This is a genomic window from Bdellovibrio bacteriovorus (assembly GCF_025558485.1).
Taxonomy (GTDB): Bacteria; Bdellovibrionota; Bdellovibrionia; order Bdellovibrionales; family Bdellovibrionaceae; genus Bdellovibrio; species Bdellovibrio bacteriovorus_G.
In genome coordinates this window covers 1,777,715-1,796,402 of the sequence record NZ_CP102930.1, presented here as the reverse complement: position 1 = coordinate 1,796,402, position 18,688 = coordinate 1,777,715, and the positions used below count along the sequence as shown (strand labels likewise).

The window sequence follows — 18,688 nt, the reverse complement described above, 5'->3', positions numbered from 1 at the left end:
TGAAGGGTCGTTGCGCCGCTGTGCCAAGCGGAGTAATCTGCCCGGATACAGGAGAGAAAATTATGATGAGTCTGGATACCCTATTGGAAAAAATGTGGGTTGATTATTGTGAATTAAACCCTGCTGCCAAACGCATTTATGACATTTTCACTGCTGAAGGCGAAACGGTTCTGAACGACCACATTGCTCTTCGCACTTTTAACCACCCGCGCCTGGGGATCGAATCCCTGGCCAAACATTTCAAAAAACTGGGTTATGTTGAAAAAGGCGACTACACTTTCGTGGAAAAGAAACTTTACGCGAAACACTACGAACATCCCAACATGGACAATCCAAAAATCTTCATTAGTGAGCTGGAGCTTGAAAAAGTATCCCCGTTCATTCGCGAAACCGTCAACAAACTGGTGGAACAGGTTCCGGATTCCCTGATTGAAACAGAAACCTTTGCCATGGCGGGACGTCCCTGGAAAGTGAGCTGGGATGTTTACGCAGCCTTAGCCAAGGAAAGCGAATATGCAAGCTGGGTGGCTGCTTACGGCTTCCGTCCGAATCACTTCACTGTGAACATCAACAAACTGAAAAAATTCAGCGACATCAAAGTTCTGAATAATTTTGTCCAGGAAAAGGGCTACACCCTGAATAAATCCGGCGGTGAAATCAAAGGCACGCCGGAAGACTTCCTGGAACAAAGTTCAACCATGGCCTCTGAAATCCCGGTCAAATTTGACGACGGCAGCACTCACAACATTCCGGGCTGCTACTACGAATTTGCCAGACGCTATCCACTGGCAAACGGCCAGTTGTATCAGGGCTTTGTCGCCAAATCCGCCGACAAGATCTTTGAAAGCACGAACAAACAATAAGAAACAACAAAGCCCTCTTCCGAGGGCTTTGTCTTTTTTGGTTTAAGCAATTTTTTTAATCAGGTATTCCAGAGTGTCCTGATCCTGTGGCTGATCTTTCCAGTGTCCGTGGGATTGCAGGAAGATTTTCACCAGTTGCGGATCAAACTGTGTCCCCGAGCAGCGTTTAAGCTCCTCATACACCACTTCCATCGGCAGACCCTTGCGATAAGCTCTGGTAAGCCTCTCGCTCACTAATCCCTTCCTTGAATTCGTTTAAATTATCAAAGCTCTTCATACACCACTTCCATAGGCAGCCCCTTGCGATAAGCACGGGTCTCGGACATGGCATCACAGGTGTCCACCACCAGAATAATGCGCGCAAGCAATGGGATTTCATCACCGTTCTTTTTGTCGGGATAGCCCCGGCCATCCACACGCTCGTGATGACCGCGAATCCCCGGAAGAATTTCCGCAAAGAAATCATGCTGCGCCAGAGGCTTGATGATTTCCTCACTCAGCACCGGGTGGCACTTCATCAGTTCATATTCCTGATCTGTCAGCTTGCCGGGTTTGGCAATGATCTCCTGAGGCACGCCGATCTTACCAATATCATGGAAAAGACCTGCAAATTCAGCGAGCTTTTGTTGATACTCATTCAGACCGGCATCACGGGCCAGCTTACGGGACATTTCGCCCACGCGACAGCAATGCGCATAAGTCAATGGGTCCACAATCTTCAACGATTGCATCAATGCTTGAGCAGCATCATACGCCCAAGTTGGAATGTTTCCCCAGGAAGAAGACATGGCACTCCCTTTGTTCCCCTGTTACCCAATCTAATTCGGCCGAAACACTGGAATACTTAAACTTTAGGAATGTTCGAGTCTCGTTCTGAGACAACTTCTCGTTGACAGCCCCACAGGGGATTGAAAGACTTTAGTCTGATACCCCGTCATGGAAAGGATAACATGAGAAAGTTCCTAATTCTTTGTGCCCTGCTGACCTTTTCTTCCTCGGCCTTCGCACAAAAAATCAAAGTTCGTAAAGTCAAAGGCAGTCAGGCCATTATTGATTTTTCCGGCGGCAGCCTGGCTCCGGGGCAGGTGTATGAGCTTGCGCCTGATGAATTTGGCGACACGACCATGAGCCAGTCCATGCGCAAGTACCTGGTCTCTGTCAGTCTCAGTCTGACCAACACCAAAGCCGACAGTGCCGGTTCCTCCAACGAAACCGACATTTCCCTGTCCGGTCGTTTTGGCTGGAACTTCGCCTCTTATGAGTTCGGGCCTTTGGGTTCTTATTCTTCGGATGCAACGGGCAGCGTGACCGCCACAACTTTGTCTGTCGGCGGCTGGGCGGACTACAACATGATCTCAAACACCCCGGGTGAAATCTTCATCTATGGTGTGGGTGGCCTGGGTTCTTTTGGTCAGCATGACAATGGTTCCGGAGCAAAAAGTGATTTAATGACGGCCTTCGCCGGACCGTTCGTGAAGTGGTTCCCGACTGGCAGCAACGTTGGCTTCCGTTTGGACGGCGGCTATATCTATCAGAAAAAATCCGGCGGTTTCGGTTCCGACGTCACGGTTTCCGGCCTGTCCTTGCAAGCCGGTTTGATCGGTTACTTCTAAAACAGATAGACCAGTGTGCCGGTGGTGCGCTGGTCGGTTCCCCGACGGGTCTTGATTCCATTGGCCGAACCTTCTCTTTGCAGAATTTCGTGCGCCAACTGGAAGCTCAAATTCTTTGTGATTCTAAAACGAATATAAATTTTGTGCGCGACCAAAGAGTCCCTGAAATCCGCAGGGTTGGTGGCGTCCGCTTCATTGCGATGACGGTTTTTCACATCATGTGCTGACGACACCTGGGCCTCGTAACCAACCCTGACACTGCCCTTTTCAACGGACAGCGCTGCCAGAGTGCTGGTTCCCAGTCCCCAGTAATAGCCACGCTTGCGAACCACGCCGTATTGATCGTTCAGTTGCCCGCCATTGGATTCTTTGAAATCATTTAAAGCCCACGCCTTTACCATCGCAAAATCGCCGTAGAAGCCAAATTCAGCCTGTATATTATAACCTTTGTAGTAAACATTCGCGCGCGCCGTGGCCCCTAACACGTTAATGGTCCCGTAGAAGTCCTCGGTGTTGGATTTTCGTTCACCACCGCGATCTCTCCATGTGCTGGCAGAGCCCACGCCCAGAATTAAATCATAGCCGCGCAACTGTCCCTGCGGATCCAGATCCAGTTTCTTTTCATGATAAGCCGCCATCACCACTTGTGCGATGACCTTAAGATCGCCTGTTCCATCCCCGCCACTTTTTTCCACGATGGCTTTGGCCAAAGCCGTATCATAGACCAGCTTGGAACTGCTGCCGGGTTTTTGATAGTCCTCGATATTCACAACGTCCGCTTCAAGACCCAGAACATACGTGGTGTCTTTGCTGCCTTCATAGGCTTTTTGACCGTGCTCCAGACCGATATACATGGAAATTTCTGACCAGCGTGGTTTTTTGCAATCCGGTTGGGACGCGTATTTATCACCAGTCATGCGCTTATCAATCGCATGATTCATGGCCAGTCCCGGATTGATGGTATAACCCAAGGCCTTGGCCACCTTGCCACCTTTTTGCAGAAGCGCGCAGGAAATCTGATAGGAAGCTTCACCGATCACATATCCGCCGACCGGGGTCAGAATCTGATCGTTTAAGGAAAAGACCTCGTGGTATTCCATAAATTCCCACGCGGCAGAGGACGCAAACCCCACCAGGAAGGATTCCAAAGAGTTAAATCCATTGGCTCGCGCCACTTGATAATAAAGAACACCGGCATAAACGTGGCCATAGTTGGCGAACTTATCGTTGTCATCATACAGGATCGCTTCGCCGTTAAATTTCTTTCTTAGACCGTCGCGGAAACCATAGTCAAAGTCCTGCTTGTTATAAACCAGATTCTTATAATAAACAGCCATGCCCGCGGACAGCAAAACACCCAGCTCCACACCCGTGCGCAAATAGTTTTTCTTACGCTCGCTTTCCCCTTCATACAGGGAATAGGCCTGATTGATTGTCAGTTCCTGACGCATTTGCTTATCCAGAAAGACACCTTTTTTCTGGTCGTATTCCACACGATTGGATTCATGCACACCGTTGACCAGCAGACCTGCTTTAAAAGCCTCTTCATTGGAAGCATAGAAGAAGAAATTCGCCAGTGCCTTGGCCATAGCCTCCTGACGTTTGGACTTGTCCAGACGATCCTCCCGGAAGTTCCAGCCAAGGTTTGTGAAATCCGTCTGATGACGGCGATTCCAGTTGGTGACATCCACCTTCACTTCATCATGAAAAGTGCGCGTGATGCGCAGGTGATAGGCAAACTGCCCCTGCGCCACCTTCAGATAAGGATCAACAAAGTTGGCAGTGTCAAAAGTTCGACAAGTCACATCCACGCCACTGTCACTGACTTGATTGCCAATCGCGTGAACCAGAGCGCAGGTTTCTTTCTTCCACAGGCTGTAAGAATTTTCTTTCAGATCACCCACTGAAACCAGAATTTTTCGGCTGCCCGTGAATGCCTCAGCCGTCAGTGACATCGTCAAAAGAAAACATGTCAGAGCGGTAATAAAATAAAATTTCATGGCCGTTCCTTTCACAAGCAGAATAAAAACCTAACAGAATGCAAAGCTGTGGCCAGATGTCAGAGCCTCTCCGGCGTTATAGGCAAACTGGCGACAAAACCCCAATGACAAAAACGAAATTTAGCAAATAGTGCCCGCCCTTTTTCCGCCTCTGTCAAAAAACTAGACACATCATTCCCGCTATTTTTTACGCCCGCCTTCCGGCATACTTTGCAGGCTTTATCAAACGAACAAGTGTAATTACGTGGAACGTAAGGAGTGACCATGAAAGCAGTTCTCGCCGTTTTAATAACCTTGTGTGGCTCGGCCGCAATGGCTTCACAATTTGAAACCTCAAAAAAAGCGACAGAGGTTTTGCTTGCTCAGGCCGGCTCCACTTTAATAAAGGTTCACGAAGGCACCAGCCACAGTGAAAAGAAGCTTTCTGTGGTTCTGGCGGAAGCGCTGATTGCTGCTGATGGTTCTGTCTCGTTAAGTTCCACCTACTGCACGGGCAACAGCTATGACGGCACCGACGACTGTACTCTTTCCATCACCAGTAAAAACAGTGAAGGGAAAACCCAGATTCTGAAGGTGTCTTTTGAAACATTCCGGGATAAGAACGGTCAACCTGATGCTTTGGTCACAGCTCCGCAGGCCTTTCTTTCCAAATAAGCCCCTATCTTGACAGAGCCGCCAACGGACTCATCTTTGTTGGCGGAGGTCCTCTATGCAACCCACGCCCCCTTTGACGGAAACCACCGGGTTTTCGGTGGTTCGTCGTACCTGGCTAAGCCACCGCCCCCGCTTTCGCGCCAGCCTTATCGCAGCTTGGTCTGTCTTTGCATTGATTGTCACCGCTGTGATCTATTGGAAAGATCTGGGGGGTGCTGCCGCCGTGATGCCCGCCTCGGGTGAAAGTGTTTTACAAAAGCACGAATTCTGGCGTCTGTGGACGGCCTTGTTTGCACATGCGGATCTGGGACATCTGGCTTCCAATTCGCTGGGGATTTTTGTGCTGGGCTATCTGCTGACGGGATATTTCAGCCTGTGGCTTTTCCCTGCTGCTGCGTTGGCGGTCGGTGGCCTTACGAATCTGCTGACGTTATTAAGTTATGAACCTCAAACGCGGCTGATTGGTATTTCAGGCGTGGTGTATTGGATGGGGGGCGCATGGCTGGTGCTGTATCTTCTGTTGGATCAGCAGCGCAGTGTGACTCAACGAATTTTGCGGGCGCTCGGAGTCGCCTTGGGAATCTTTATGCCCGCTTCTGCATTTGATCCGACGATCAGTTATCTGTGTCACTTTTACGGATTTATCCTGGGCCTGGTCAGCGGTGGAATTTATTATGCCGTTAACCGGAAGACTTTCCTGAAGGCTCTTATTATTGAGCAGGTTGTTGAGGATTCCCCCTCCGAAGACAATCCCCCGGAAACGGTTCCCCCATCGTTTTAGGCAAAAAAAAGAGGCTCCCCGATCAGGGAGCCTCTTTAAGTATCTAAGCTAGATAAGCCCGACAATTACCAGTTGAAGCTGGATTCGTCGTAACCCCAGTTAGCAAGAGCTTTTTTGTACATGCCCTTCATGAACTTCTGAGCCTGGTGAGGTTTCAAACCCAAAGCTGCAGCAGATCTGTTAGTTAGATCTTGCATGCCACCTTTGTCGCCCAGGGAAAGATCTTTAGCAGCAGCCAAAGCGTCAGAGAACTGAACACCGAAGACAGCTTTGAAAGTCTTGTCCATGTCTTTTTCAGATGTAGTGCCGCGTTCAGCAGCCGCTACCGCCCAAGAATTCAATGCAGAAGCCACAGCCACTGCTTTGTCTTTTTGGAATCCGTATTCTTTCATCAAACGATCAGAAGCCATTTTAACAAGCTCTTTGTTTGCATCAGAATTCAAAGCAGCAAAGTTTGTGTCTGAAGCAGAAGAAGCTGTTTTATCGTTGATCGCCTGACCGTAGTTGGATTCACCGGAGTTTGCATTGTACAATACGCCGTTTTTACCCAACCAGTAAGTCCCGTTAGCGATATCTTCCCAGTAGAAACCAGTTGTACCAACACCGATAGTAGTGCCACCAACGTAACCAGCGAATTCGCTTACGTCAGCATAGTACTGGAAACGACCCAAATCATCGTAAACAGCAGCTTGACCGTTAGAATCGAATTTAACATACCAAAGATCGTCAGAACCGTAGCCACCTTTATTGTAGTGTGGATCATCCGTCACTTTGATACGCTGACCGTTGGACTTCAAGAATGTACAACCAGGAGAAGCTTCCTGAGTTTGACATACGTCGCCGTAAACAGTCTCGTATGGGTAGTAGATCACTTGGCCGCCACCGCCGCCACCACCGCCGCCACCGCCACCGCAGGCAGCAAAGCCAGTAACAACAACTGTCGCTAGAATTCCACGCAAAACATTCTTCATGATGGTTTCCCCCTTATATAGGTTTTTAAATTGCGATCCCTAAAAATCGTCTTTTGTTTAATATGTCAAGTTAACCCGTAGCAATTTATCACCACAGTAGTAGTCAAACGAGTGTGCTCCCTTGGCTCCATCGAACACCGGCGTCTCCAAAGGACGACAGCCTGTTCCCGACTTCAATCTCAGGCGAGCTGGTGACACCAGTTCAACCGCAGATCCATCCCTTGCAAAAACCGGTACCAACATTCTGACACCACGACTGAGGCCCGAACCTTCCGTCGTAAATAAGGCAGGGATCTTCGTTGTCGCATCGCGCGCATCCCTTAAAGTCAGCGGATAATAAGAATTAGACATAAATAAGTCAGGGAAGAACGTATAGCGCTCATAACTGCGGCTGATCACGCGTTGCGTATTCAGGTCATGATACTGAATTTCAGAGTTTGTCAGAACGAACGCACCCTTGCGCTGAAGCCCTGAGTAAACCGCACGAACCCACAAAGCGGAGTCAAATTGGGACCGTTCTGCCTTCAACTGCTGATCTAACAGTTCCCAATTTTTATTGTCGAACACGGACAGACGCTGCTGACGATCCAGGCCTTCGCTGAACCAGAAGCTGCCTGCAAATTCATCTTTTTGATAGTCCAAAGAGTGAACCTTATCGACACGCGTATCCAAAATATTTCGGTAAGTATTCTGGTTGGCGAACAGATCCAGCTCCATGAAGTTTTCAACACGCCCGTCAATCACTTCAGCAATCGCAAAATTATACAGGTAAGAAGGCTTTGCTTCTGTTCCCTGATTTTTCGCCAAAAGAACAGGAACACGGCCTGCCACGACTTGTTCACGGCGCGGCTCGATCACGTCGATGATTTTATAACCGTTGTGCTCTTCCAGGGACTTCAGTTCGTTTTTCTCATTGATATAGTAGAAACGTGTCTGAGATCTTTCGATGTTATCCGGATTTTCCCAGCGATCTTTCAGGCTGCGCTTCTTGGCCGGATCTTTACCCGCACCCACCCAGGCCGGACGTTTGGTGCCACCCACTTTTTGCCAGTACATCGCAAATGGAATCTGCGCCACTTCGCTGGAATACTTGAAACTATCCAGAAGCTTCATGGACTTATCGAAGAAGAAGAAGCTCATTGGGGATGGCCCCGGCTCCGTCGCCTCACTACGGTCTTCAAACACACCCAGGGCGTATTCACTTTGACCGTCGTTATTCAAATCCAGACGCACCAGAATCTGCGCACGCAGCTTTTCTTCAGCTTCCATGCGGATTTTCGTGCCGCCAACAACAGTATAGGTATCTGAACCATTGTTTGCAGCCACCCACAACTGCCAGTTTTTCTCATCGCCCGCCTGTACGAAGTAATGACGCTCTTCCGGATGATTATCCAGATTTTCGTCAATCGGCAGGAAGGACGTACGAGTTCTTGGCATGCCGGAAAGCTTGAACGTGTTCACGTCCTCACCCACCGAGTCCGAGTTGATTGGAACGATGATTTCACTTTCCAAAACATAGCGACGGGCTTCCTGACCGGAAACACTCACGTCCACAGTCAAATCCAGTTCACTTGGGATACGGGACTTGGACGGGTCGCTGTGATCATTAATGGTCATCATCACCACGTACTTGCGCACTTCATCCTGTTTCCAGACACCCGGGTAAGGAGCCGCTTCTTTGACTGCCGTGATCCACGGACGAGCGGCATCCACATGAGGCTTCAGGAACTGAGCATTCATTTTGACTTTGCCGATTTCAACATCCTGCCATTTATTGACGAAGGACACCTCGTAGCTGAGGTCCTTGCTTTTACGGTCCCACAGGATTTCTGTCTTTTCCTTGTCAGCAGGAATGATCAACGGCTGCGCTGTCACTTTTAAAGAACGTTCCACGTCCATATTTCCGGCAACAGCAAATTTACGATAAATTTCCCTTTCCGGGCTTAAGGTTTGTCCATTCTGATGAGAGCCGCCTTCAACCAGAGAAAGGTTGGCTTTAACCGGGCGTGCACCCAAAACCAGTCTGGCGTAAACGTCTTTAGCCGGAACTCCACGCGCCAATAGCTCTGCCACAGCAGCAGCCACATATGGCGACGCCTGGGATGTTCCAGAAAGGAATTCATAACCCAAAGTCGAACGGAAACGCACCGGACGTTTGCTTTCAGGATAAGTGCTCAGGATATTTACTCCGGGCGCCACGATATCCACACCGGAACCAAAGTTTGAGAAATGCGCAAACGCACCATCCGGGCCGGAAGCACCCACGCAGATCACGTTCTGATAAGCACAAGGACGCAACAACGCACGAGTGGAATCGTTTCCGGCTGCGGCCACGATGATCACACCGCGGGCCTGTGCTTCCAGAATGACTTTTCTCATAAAGTCAGAATCTGCCGCCTGTGGCCAACCCATGGAGAAGTTGATCACCTGTGCGCCAGAACGCATCGCATAGATCACGCCGCGACCGACCATATCACCGAGGCTTTCCTTGATGTGAGTACGGCCTTCTTCCAACGGAGAATCATAAATCGACAAAGGCTTCATCGGTTCGCTGGGCTGAACCCCAATCACCTGCACCGGCAGAATCGAAACGTTTTCGCTTAAACCGCGCACACCGATATTGTTGTCCACTTCGGCCGCCACGATACCCGCCACGTGAGTTCCGTGCCCCTGATCGTCGCCAAAGTCAGGACGGCCCATGATGCCAGCGGCATTCACGCCACCCAGCAAGCTCCACCCCTGACAGTCCAAAGGATAACCGTTCTTGTCCTGATCCACTTCCGGATTGTTCAAATCCATCCATTTCTTTTCACAGGTCACACGGTCTGAATCCTTCACACAGGCTTCAAACTTCGCCAAAGCCCGGCACTCGGATTCATTGCGATGAATAACGTTTTTCAGATCCGGGTGAGTCTTTTGAATCCCCGTATCCAGAACCGCCACGATGACTTTCTTCTTGGCTTTAACTGGCATCGGCAGGCGCACATCTTCCTGCGCACGTGCAGGAATTTTATACGTGTGCAGCGGGTCCAGGTCGATCATTTGCGGCACGCCCTGATTGTTCAAGCCCCATTGCATGATTGAGAACGGATCGGCCGCCAAAGCTTGTTGAGTCACACTGAAAGATAGCAGGATAAGAAGCAGGTATCTCATCGGAAGCTCCCCAGAGTTTTATCCAATTCGATCGGAGAAATGCGCGTCTTCGTCGCAAACATCTGGATCAGACCGTTGGCATATTCAATATGCTGTTTCGGATCACCCAAAGTGTTGGAGAAGTATTCAATATCCCCGTCTTCATCGCCCATGCGGAATCCGTTGATGCGCACGAAGTAGATGTAATTGTCCTTACCCAGGAACTTTAGCAACTGTGGCAGTGGGATTTCCTCTTCCAGGATGTAGATCACGTTGGTCATCCACTGTGTCTGGGCTTTTTTGTCCTTGGGATAGTTCGCTGACAACTTCATCAGACGTTCCAGCCAAGGAAGCATGCAATCAAAGTAAGTTCCGTTCACCCAGGAACCTGTGTAGTTCATGGTTTTTTCTTTTTTATGACGGTCTTGTTCTTCCTGACATTCGTCGATGAACTTGCGCTCACCGGCTTTGAAGTCGCCGTTACCCAGAACCGTCAGCATGTCTTTATAGATCTCTTTGTCATGCGGACGTGCCTCACGACCCAGTTTTTCACTGATCTTCTGGAACAGACGACCGATGAATTTGGCCTTCGGAACGCTCTTACCGTCCTGATCAGGCGCCAGCACCAGATCACGGATCTTATCCAGCCCCACGGGCAGGATGGAAAGATTCGCCGTGATACGGTAGAAATCCACCGCCGTCACATTGGCGAAAGCCTCCGGCTCGATCAAACGATAGGACGCCACTGGAGAGTATTTCAACTCGCCCTGAACTTCATCAATCAGCTTCATGAACTTCTTGCGGTTCAAGTGCCAGCCACCCCAGACGTGTTGAACCACGCCCACGGATGGATACTGCTTGCCTGTTGTGGTGAGGTCCGCCTCGGTGTTGACAGTTCTCCAGTAGGCCTTGCCAAATGGTGTGTTCGCCGGATTCGGGTCATCACTGCGAGCCAGATCCACACGACCTTTTGGCGCCCATTTATTAAGCAAACCTTCCACCCAGTCAAAGGCGAAGCCCAGAAGATCACGACCTTTTAATTCCCCACGCTTGTTAGAGAACAACGTCACTTCTTCATCTTTCGGGTTGAGTTCCGGAGCTTCTTCACTGCGTGGGTAGCGGATTTTCAACAAGTGGTCCTCGTTGAAGGAATTCACACGCATGGCGAAGAACTTGGAACGGACCTCACGGGTTTTCAGGTTGTGATCGATCTCAAATTTTCTGTGCTGGAATTTTGCGTACAACAGTTCCGGATCGTTGCTCTTAAACAGAGCGCGCAAAGCCGGCTTCAGGTTGTCACGGGTTCTTTTGAAGTCTTTCACGAACTTCGCTTCAGAGTTTTCAGAATCAATGTATTCCGCATACTCCGGATTGTAATCAATCACGAAGGCGTCGGTGTTCAAATCCGCCCAAGTGGTGTTGGAACGAACGCGCAGAATATTGATGAAGTAATTCACGTCCAAAGTCATTCCCAAAGCCTTGCTGGTCTGAGAACGCACATAAACCTGAACACCTTCTTTGGTGCGCATGAAGCTGGTCTGGCGCAGGATCGCACGGTTGGCGTCCACACCCACTGCAACTGTATTCAGGAAATTCAGAGGAGAAATACCCATCAGCACATCCAAAGATGACGAAGTCTGGGCATAAGCCGACAACGCGATGGAATCCGTGATAGTGAAGACTTCCCCTTCACGCAAGTCCGCCAGGAAAGCATCCAAAGGCTGACGAGTCGGCGCATCCGGAGTGGAGCCTTTAATCGGGTCCTTTTCATCCAGAACACTGGAAAGCTTCGTCATGAAACGTGGGATCAGCATGTCCTTCCAGGAAACCTTGGTGCCTTCCTGAATGGAAGTCAAAGGACGAACGTGCGTATAGTCCCGCATCACCATGATATTGGCACCCGCCATTGGTGTGACTTTAGGCACCCCGTCCAGAGTCATAAAGTAACCCAGACGACCGGCCACACTGACGTTATCCACCAACTGAATCGGTGCGGAACTTCCGAAGTAAGTGCCTGTGGTCACGTGGCGAGTGGCGCCGAAGTTGAAACCTCCGACAGGACCGCCCCACGCTTCGACTTTTTGATACAAAGGCTCGTAAGGGCGCTGACGGATGTGTTCGATCACTCGTTGAGTCATCTCATCACGACGGCTTTGATACAAATCACCCACCGATAGAAGATCCAGTTTTTCGTTGATATGATTTAGAACTGTGCTGATCGCCGCGGATTTCGCGCGAATGCCCATGTAACGTTCCAAATCACCATCCTGGAACGGCGATTGACGGTCCCCGTGCGCAAAACGCTGAGGATAGCCCGGAACGAATTCCTGGGTTACTTTCCCGTCTTATCAAAGTACTCTGCCACGGCTGGCTCCAGCACCGCATCGGCAAAGACCACGGAATGGTTTTGTGTGTTGTCTTCGGTCACCCAGCCACGACTGTCAAAGTCAGAGATCATGGATTCCTGGGCATTTTTCAGGAAGGATTGCTTTTCTTCTTCAGATTTAAAGAATACACGCAGATTGCGGTAATACTTTGGAGACGGAACATAGTATCCCAGTTTACGCAGCAAAGCCGCACGCATTAGCGTCGTATGAGTCAGACGGCTTAAACTTAAACGATAGAACAGGTTTGGATTTTCGTTGGACTGAACGCGGGACATGTAAGTAAACGGCAAAGCCGCTTCTTCCGAAAGGAACTGCACACCTCTGGCAGCCACGGGATAACTTCCTGGCACGTCCTCAACACCCGGATAGACACGGTTTTGCCACATCTTATTTTCAGCAGGATTCAGAATGCTCAGGTCTTGTCCCTGATTCGCCAAAGCCGCAGCCTGACCGACATCCAAAGCAGCACCCGTTTGACTGATAAGATCCTGAGCCGGTTTTTTCACCGAGTTCAACGGCAAAGAAACGCTCTCGGCACTCGCGATCGAGAGCGCCATCAGGCATAACGCGCAGACTATGACTATTCGGAGGGACATGGCGTATCCTTTTTTAGTGGTGTCAAAGAGACCTTTAAAAGATCCCCGTCACCGGTTGAGCAAATACCGCGCCAGAAAACGGCTGCCGTTTTGAAACTATTACCCGTTCAAATGGACCTGAGCTGCAAAGACCGCAGGGGGGCTGCGGTCTTTGTGAAGCATTTATAGCTTCGCTCAGTTTTTTATCATTAATCGACCCACACAAGCTTCGTGGTCATGCGCTTGAAGGTCTTGCTGTCAACCCAGTACGAACCTGTTTCTTTGTCACAGATAATACCGGGCTTGTAAGAGCATGACGTGCCCCAGGAGTTGCGCACCAGATAGTGGCACTTGTTATTGATCACTTTACGACCCACAACAGAAGACGCATGCCAACCGCCGAAGATACCACCGACTCCGGTGATGTGTTTGGCGTTGTACTCAAAACCCACAACCTTATTCAGATTCAGTTGACGGTTTAGTTTCGCAATCAGAGTTTGTTGAGGATCAATAGTTTCCTCTGGATATTTGTCGAAGTTGTTGCTCTGACGACTGGTGTCCCCGCCTGTGCGAACATTCAATGAACCCGGCACTTTTATTTTGCCAGCGCCACAACCCGAATCCATCAACTTAAACAGAACGTCTTCCAAACGGGAATCCCGGGAATTGATCACATAGCGTTTCACGTCGATGATGTTGAGTTTACCGAAGAAGTAATCAAACAAATAATCCACGCGCTTTTGGCACATTTCATCGTTGCACTTGTTTTCGCGCACCATTTCCATATATCTGACCAAATCGCCAGTTCCAGCCATGGACACATATCTTGGCACCAGTTCAAAGGTAAAATTCCCATTCTGTGGCAAAGCTTGAGTGCTACAGGCATAGCCGTTCTTTTTAATGTCTTTCAAAGCTCCGGCAATGAAACCACCTTCAGCGACAGCAGTATCACCATTTAAAATGCTGCGGAAGAAGCGACCCGCACCAGTAATGCGACTTGTATAATTAGAGGAGGTATAGATAGCAGAAAGAGGAATGCCCATTTTCTGGCTGAGGATGTCATTGGCGGCATAACCGTAACACCACCCGATATTTCCCTGATCGGAAGGAGTCATAAAATACTTCTTCAACTGAGGCGACATATACTCGCGCACATCCCGAGGAGAACAGGCCGCCAGATCTTCAGCTTCCGTGGAAGAGGCATAACCCTTTTCGGGCATGAAAACCAATGCCGAGGCAAAGGTGCACAAAAACAGGAGAGCTGCTTTGATAAATCTCATTTCGACGTCCTTTCTTTTATGACGTCGAAGGCTAGAGCAATTCACAATCCAAGGCGTAGGACTGTTTAAATCCTGCTCAGCTGTCAAAGGCCTGAACAGGTGACCTTAAATGGTAGGCCTTAGAACTCCATGTTAAAGGTCAGTAAAGTCGCATCACCAGACACCACGGGCATAATGGTGTAGCTGTCCTTCTGTGGATAAAGAGCGCTGGCTCGGCCCCAGTAAATGCCCAGAGCGGCCCCGGCGACAACGTCAGACAGCCAGTGGATGTTTTCATTCACACGGGACAAAGCCACGAAGCTGGCCGCCATATAAGCCGGAATCCCCGCTTTATAGCCATAGGCATAAGCCAAGGAACTGGCCGTCGCAAACGCAGATGAAGCATGCCCCGAAGGGAAGGAAAGTTTGTTGCGCTTGCTGGGACGCTCGCGCTGCACCAGCGTTGCCATCGTGATATGACTGGCCGCTGTCAACGCAATGGCCTTTCCATGACGAACACCATTGGAGGTATCAAAGAACAACTGAGTCACTGCGATGGCGATCCCAGGGGCGCCACTGCCCAGCCAACCACCGAAATCCGCTGTGCGATGTTCCAGCCAGCGATCTGATTCAATCTGGTTGTGATTAAAAACAGTCTGATCATATTGTTTGGCAGCCACCGTGGCCGCAGCCCCAGTCAACAAAACCATGCGCCCACCCTGATCAAAAGAATTCACCAGCGTCGGCTTAAGCTCTTGTTCCCAAAAACCAGCAAAGACATTGTCTTCCTCAACAGGCGCCACCTCTTCCGCATTCCCGAAAGACGCCAGCATCCCCACCAACAAAAACAAACCCACAGAAAAAAACTTTGTCATGATCCAATGTCCCCTCTAAAATGCCAAGATTCCGATTGTCCAGGTGAAGCTGTAGATGTTGGAATTATCATCCATCTTCATCGACGACACCACCACCGGCACATCCCCATCCATGCGCACGCTTTCTTCCTGCTCCAAGGCCTGAACCGAAAAGGACAGCTCTGTGAACCAAATCTGGCCTTTGCTGTTTTTCTTCAAGGCACCCCAGCCAATCCCGGCGACAGGACCGTCAAAATGCAGACGACTGACATTGGGATCAGAAATCTGATCCACTTGGCCACCATTCAGGAATAAAACTGTCGGAGCTCGTCCAATAAAGAATCTGGCATACGGCGCTCCTAAATCCCACGGGGAAATACTGGGAACCTGACGGCGCACACCAATTGTCAACAAGGTGTCCCACAGCAGATAACTGCGCACTTGGTTGAACTTGACGTTCGCACTCCACTCCAGCGCCCAGTTGGAATCCAAAACATACAACAAATCTGTTTTGATATTCAGCCCCAGACCGCCATCAATACGCTCTTCACTGGCAGAATACACAGAGGAATTCACACCTCCACCGGCCAGCAGATGCAAACCTTTGCTCCAGCGATCGGGTTCAAATTGTTCGGCGGCCGGAGCCGTGACTGCAACAAATAACGACGAGATACAAAGCAGAATCCACTTTTTCATGCTAGTACCTCCATAAGACGGAAACACCGACAGTTTCGTCCTTAATCACCGGCATGGCAGCCAGGTCATACTGCGGCAGCAAGGTGAAAGGGTTGAGCACCACCCCCAAGGCCCGCACGAAAATGGATTCGCTGCTGCGGAAGTAAGCGCTCAGTCGCTCAAAGCCCATCCCCACCAGCGTTCCATAGATGGGGGTCTGATAGATATCCTGAATGCTGGGTTTTTCGGTATAAGTTTCCACTGCGAATTCGAAGGCCAAAGAAGAAAGGAAGGTCCATGTGAAGGCCTCCACCTCAGAATACCCGCGATAGCGATAAAACAAATAATAATACTGCCCGGACCAGGCATGCTTAAACAGATTGTAGTCAAAGCTGTCCTTGTCGAAACCAGGATGGAAAGGATAGTGAAAGAAATTATCCCAGGAACCGTGATCCCGAATGGTGTCTTCCTGAGTCACCAGATACACTGCCCATTGAGCGGCATAGACTGTGGAAAAATTCAGCGTGTATTCCAAAGCACTGCGCTCTTGGACGGGAGCTTCTTCCGGTAAGGCGTCGCCTTGCTGGGCTTTCCCCACTTGAGGACCTAGCACCACCAGCACCATTGATATGAATAGTTTGAACCACGACCGCATAGAGACTCCGAAAAATATATACACCCAGGCACTAGTATATGAATTCAGCAAGCATAGCCAACAAATAAAAAACGGAAGCCCTTCGGCCTCCGTTTTAAATTTCATTCTAACTTGCAATGTCAGGGCTCTTAGAAGTTAATCCCCAGTCCCACGGTGCCATAGAATGTGTTCAGCTCGGCCTTTTGATTCAGGGAGGAATCTTTAAAGCTGTAGCGTTTCATACCGAAGCCCGCCTCCCCGAAGTAACGCTCGGACCACAAAACCTTCCCGTGGAAGTTCAGGGACATTGGCGCATTCAAAGTCACGTTAGAATCCATGGAGTTGATGTAGTAGATGAATTCCATGTCCACCCATTTTGGATAACGCATGAACGGAACGATGTTGAAGAAATCATCAAACACCTTCGGCATGGAACGCGCCCAGAAAGCACCCACACCCAGCATTGGCGCTTTCAACTTATCAAACGTCACGCTTTGATAAGACACCATCGCACCAACGGATTCATCACGCCCCCACAGACCCGGAGTCGCACGGTATTTCAAATCCACCGTCATAACACTCAGTGGAGCCGTATTCCCTGCAGAGTCCACTTTCAACTGATTGAAGGACTGGAAGTACTTCGCACTCACGCCCCAACGCTGACGGGACATCCAGTAGTTTGTCCAACCGAACAGGTCTTCAAACCATTGGTTGTACGCCACCTCGCCCATGATGATAAATTCACTCTTGGCCTGAACACCAGTAAAGCGTCCGGAGACCTCTCGCGGATAACCTTTATAGATTTCATAATAAGACTTGTAGGTCTTGCCATCCATCTCGACTGTCAAATAAGAGCGGTTGATCTGACCTCTTTCGGTCGCGCGGAAATTCCACACGAAAGAAGCCGGATCTTTCGGATTTTCCTGGGCGGAGTTCTGATCACTGGTGACTTGCGCCACAGGCTGCTTGCGCCCCTCCAACTTGATGCCGTCGATGTAAGTTCCAGTTGGAGCACGTTTGCTAAGATAAACACGGGACTGCGCACGAGGGATTTCTGACAGCTCAAATCTTTGTTTGAACACGCCCCCGCCCTGACCTGGAAGATAGATTTTCGGATCGTCTTTTTTTACGGCCGCGGCCCAGAACTTACGAGGATCACCGATAGTGGATTCAAAGCCCAGAATCTTGGTCAAAGAACTGTACTGATCCGGATTCAGAATCACCGAACGACCGACAGGTCTTGTGTCGTAACCCACGATGCGCAATGTGCCTGGCTTTTTGGTGTCTGAAATATCCATCAGCTCCAGTTTGTTTGGCACTGTCACAAATTCATAGGACTCACCCGTGCCCAATTCCGCAAAGAAAGAACTTGGCATATCTGCTGCCACGGGTACGGAATTTTTGATCGCCGCGTCTTCGTTATTCACCAGCACACGCGGAGTCACAGCATCCGAACGCACTTTTCCCATGATCACATTTTTGCCAGAGGACTTCGTGCCATAACGTTGCGAACACATTTTCGTGGAGTTGCGACCATCCGTCTGAGTCACACAGAAACGGAAGGATTCTTTCTGACCCCAGAACGGAGCCTTCGCCCCTTCCACATCCATGATGGCAAACTGAGATCCAAAGATACCCGAACGCACCACATCTTTTGCGGCAACGCCTTTTTCCACCAGAGCTTTTCTCCAGCCATCAAGCTGCTTCTGCCATTTTGCACGGTCTTCATCCGTGAAAGAATAACTCCACAAAACTGTTCCCGTGCGCGAGATCATTTCGATAGTGCCGTGGCTCATTAACTTATCCGGCCAAGCCATCACCAGCGCCACTTTACCCGCGTCACTGCCACTTAGAACCTGGGATAACTGAGAATGTGTTTTTCCCAAAGGCAACAAGGCAAAGAAGAAATTCTTTTCATTAAACTGCAAGTTCCCCAACTTCAGGTTTTTCCCACCCGTCAGATCGTATTCCAACTCCAGCGGCGGCAAAATCACACCATTGTCGATTTGGTCAAAATAAAGGGGTTTATTAAAGTCCCGGGTCGCCGCCGTTTTTAGCAAGGAGCGTTGAGGGGCCGGAACCTCCTCCGACTCTGTTGCTTCGGGGGTCTCGGAGCCCTGAGTGCTTGGGGCATTTTGCTGAGGTGTTCCCTCAGTTGTTTGTGCGTGTACAAAGGACGCAAAAGCCAAAAAAACGATCAAAACCAGATGCTGCGCACTATTCACGGTTGTACCTCTCCTGCTGAGCCTTAATTTTATTGAATACGAGGTTTTGTAACAAGCTAAAACAT

16 protein-coding genes are annotated in these 18,688 nt (G+C 49.8%); 4 read left to right on the top strand and 12 right to left on the bottom strand.

All coding sequences use genetic code 11. The annotated features are described in order from the left end of the window. The first annotated feature begins 62 nt into the window (after window positions 1-62). Window positions 63-863 carry a DUF1338 domain-containing protein gene (locus EZJ49_RS08875; RefSeq protein WP_262551693.1) on the top strand — a complete coding sequence of 267 codons (801 nt, stop codon included), beginning with the start codon at window positions 63-65 and terminating at the stop codon, window positions 861-863. 42 nt (window positions 864-905) lie between these two features. On the opposite strand, the gene EZJ49_RS08870 is transcribed toward EZJ49_RS08875, so the two are convergent. Further along, window positions 906-1,097 carry a hypothetical protein gene (locus tag EZJ49_RS08870; RefSeq protein ID WP_262551692.1) on the bottom strand — a complete coding sequence of 64 codons (192 nt, stop codon included), beginning with the start codon at window positions 1,095-1,097 and terminating at the stop codon, window positions 906-908. A gap of 29 nt (window positions 1,098-1,126) precedes the next feature. Continuing rightward, on the bottom strand, window positions 1,127-1,651 hold the full coding sequence (locus EZJ49_RS08865) for an HD-GYP domain-containing protein (RefSeq protein WP_262551691.1): 525 nt from the start codon (window positions 1,649-1,651) through the stop codon (window positions 1,127-1,129). Window positions 1,652-1,813: 162 nt separating this feature from the next. On the opposite strand from EZJ49_RS08865, the gene EZJ49_RS08860 reads away from it, so the two are divergent. Beyond that, window positions 1,814-2,476, top strand: a complete 663-nt coding sequence (locus tag EZJ49_RS08860) for a hypothetical protein (protein ID WP_262551690.1) — start codon at window positions 1,814-1,816, stop codon at window positions 2,474-2,476. Here EZJ49_RS08860 and EZJ49_RS08855 read toward each other — a convergent pair. Continuing rightward, a complete protein-coding gene (locus EZJ49_RS08855) occupies window positions 2,473-4,476 on the bottom strand; it encodes a DUF3943 domain-containing protein (protein WP_262551688.1) in 2,004 nt (667 codons plus the stop codon). The genes EZJ49_RS08860 and EZJ49_RS08855 overlap by 4 nt on opposite strands. 264 nt (window positions 4,477-4,740) lie before the next feature. Between EZJ49_RS08855 and EZJ49_RS08850 the strand changes: the two genes are divergently transcribed. Together EZJ49_RS08850 and EZJ49_RS08845 are read left to right on the top strand one after the other, a co-directional pair. Further along, a complete protein-coding gene (locus EZJ49_RS08850; protein WP_262551686.1) occupies window positions 4,741-5,130 on the top strand; it encodes a hypothetical protein in 390 nt (129 codons plus the stop codon). A gap of 55 nt (window positions 5,131-5,185) precedes the next feature. Then, window positions 5,186-5,911 (top strand): rhomboid family intramembrane serine protease, encoded by a 726-nt coding sequence (locus EZJ49_RS08845; RefSeq protein WP_262551685.1) that lies wholly within the window; start codon window positions 5,186-5,188, stop codon window positions 5,909-5,911. A gap of 65 nt (window positions 5,912-5,976) precedes the next feature. On the opposite strand, the gene EZJ49_RS08840 is transcribed toward EZJ49_RS08845, so the two are convergent. From EZJ49_RS08840 to EZJ49_RS08800, 9 genes are all read right to left on the bottom strand, one after another. Beyond that, window positions 5,977-6,882 (bottom strand): hypothetical protein, encoded by a 906-nt coding sequence (locus EZJ49_RS08840; RefSeq protein WP_262551684.1) that lies wholly within the window; start codon window positions 6,880-6,882, stop codon window positions 5,977-5,979. 57 nt (window positions 6,883-6,939) lie between these two features. Then, window positions 6,940-10,035: a S8 family serine peptidase gene (locus EZJ49_RS08835; protein ID WP_262551683.1), complete on the bottom strand. Its 3,096-nt coding sequence runs from the start codon at window positions 10,033-10,035 to the stop codon at window positions 6,940-6,942. Then, complete coding sequence (locus tag EZJ49_RS08830) at window positions 10,032-12,272, bottom strand: hypothetical protein (RefSeq protein WP_262551682.1); 2,241 nt, start codon at window positions 12,270-12,272, stop codon at window positions 10,032-10,034. Before EZJ49_RS08830 ends, EZJ49_RS08835 begins: the two co-directional genes overlap by 4 nt. Window positions 12,273-12,346: 74 nt before the next feature. Beyond that, on the bottom strand, window positions 12,347-12,922 hold the full coding sequence (locus EZJ49_RS08825) for a hypothetical protein (protein ID WP_262551681.1): 576 nt from the start codon (window positions 12,920-12,922) through the stop codon (window positions 12,347-12,349). A gap of 263 nt (window positions 12,923-13,185) precedes the next feature. Continuing rightward, complete coding sequence (locus EZJ49_RS08820; protein WP_262551680.1) at window positions 13,186-14,256, bottom strand: hypothetical protein; 1,071 nt, start codon at window positions 14,254-14,256, stop codon at window positions 13,186-13,188. Window positions 14,257-14,375: 119 nt separating this feature from the next. Next, window positions 14,376-15,110 (bottom strand): phosphatase PAP2 family protein, encoded by a 735-nt coding sequence (locus EZJ49_RS08815; RefSeq protein ID WP_262551679.1) that lies wholly within the window; start codon window positions 15,108-15,110, stop codon window positions 14,376-14,378. A 15-nt stretch (window positions 15,111-15,125) separates the two neighbouring features. After that, entirely contained in the window at window positions 15,126-15,785 is a 660-nt protein-coding gene (locus EZJ49_RS08810; RefSeq protein ID WP_262551678.1) for a hypothetical protein, read from the bottom strand. 1 nt (window position 15,786) lies between these two features. Further along, window positions 15,787-16,419, bottom strand: a complete 633-nt coding sequence (locus tag EZJ49_RS08805) for a DUF3943 domain-containing protein (protein WP_262551677.1) — start codon at window positions 16,417-16,419, stop codon at window positions 15,787-15,789. 128 nt (window positions 16,420-16,547) lie between these two features. Further along, window positions 16,548-18,623, bottom strand: a complete 2,076-nt coding sequence (locus tag EZJ49_RS08800; protein WP_262551676.1) for a hypothetical protein — start codon at window positions 18,621-18,623, stop codon at window positions 16,548-16,550. Window positions 18,624-18,688: the final 65 nt, after the last annotated feature.

Coding starts and splice junctions, on each gene's coding strand:
- EZJ49_RS08875 (WP_262551693.1), top strand. CDS start 63: ATGATGAGTCTGGATACCCTATTGGAAAAAATGTGGGTTGATTATTGT.
- EZJ49_RS08865 (WP_262551691.1), bottom strand. CDS start 1,651: ATGTCTTCTTCCTGGGGAAACATTCCAACTTGGGCGTATGATGCTGCT.
- EZJ49_RS08860 (WP_262551690.1), top strand. CDS start 1,814: ATGAGAAAGTTCCTAATTCTTTGTGCCCTGCTGACCTTTTCTTCCTCG.
- EZJ49_RS08855 (WP_262551688.1), bottom strand. CDS start 4,476: ATGAAATTTTATTTTATTACCGCTCTGACATGTTTTCTTTTGACGATG.
- EZJ49_RS08850 (WP_262551686.1), top strand. CDS start 4,741: ATGAAAGCAGTTCTCGCCGTTTTAATAACCTTGTGTGGCTCGGCCGCA.
- EZJ49_RS08845 (WP_262551685.1), top strand. CDS start 5,186: ATGCAACCCACGCCCCCTTTGACGGAAACCACCGGGTTTTCGGTGGTT.
- EZJ49_RS08840 (WP_262551684.1), bottom strand. CDS start 6,882: ATGAAGAATGTTTTGCGTGGAATTCTAGCGACAGTTGTTGTTACTGGC.
- EZJ49_RS08835 (WP_262551683.1), bottom strand. CDS start 10,035: ATGAGATACCTGCTTCTTATCCTGCTATCTTTCAGTGTGACTCAACAA.
- EZJ49_RS08820 (WP_262551680.1), bottom strand. CDS start 14,256: ATGAGATTTATCAAAGCAGCTCTCCTGTTTTTGTGCACCTTTGCCTCG.
- EZJ49_RS08815 (WP_262551679.1), bottom strand. CDS start 15,110: ATGACAAAGTTTTTTTCTGTGGGTTTGTTTTTGTTGGTGGGGATGCTG.
- EZJ49_RS08810 (WP_262551678.1), bottom strand. CDS start 15,785: ATGAAAAAGTGGATTCTGCTTTGTATCTCGTCGTTATTTGTTGCAGTC.
- EZJ49_RS08805 (WP_262551677.1), bottom strand. CDS start 16,419: ATGCGGTCGTGGTTCAAACTATTCATATCAATGGTGCTGGTGGTGCTA.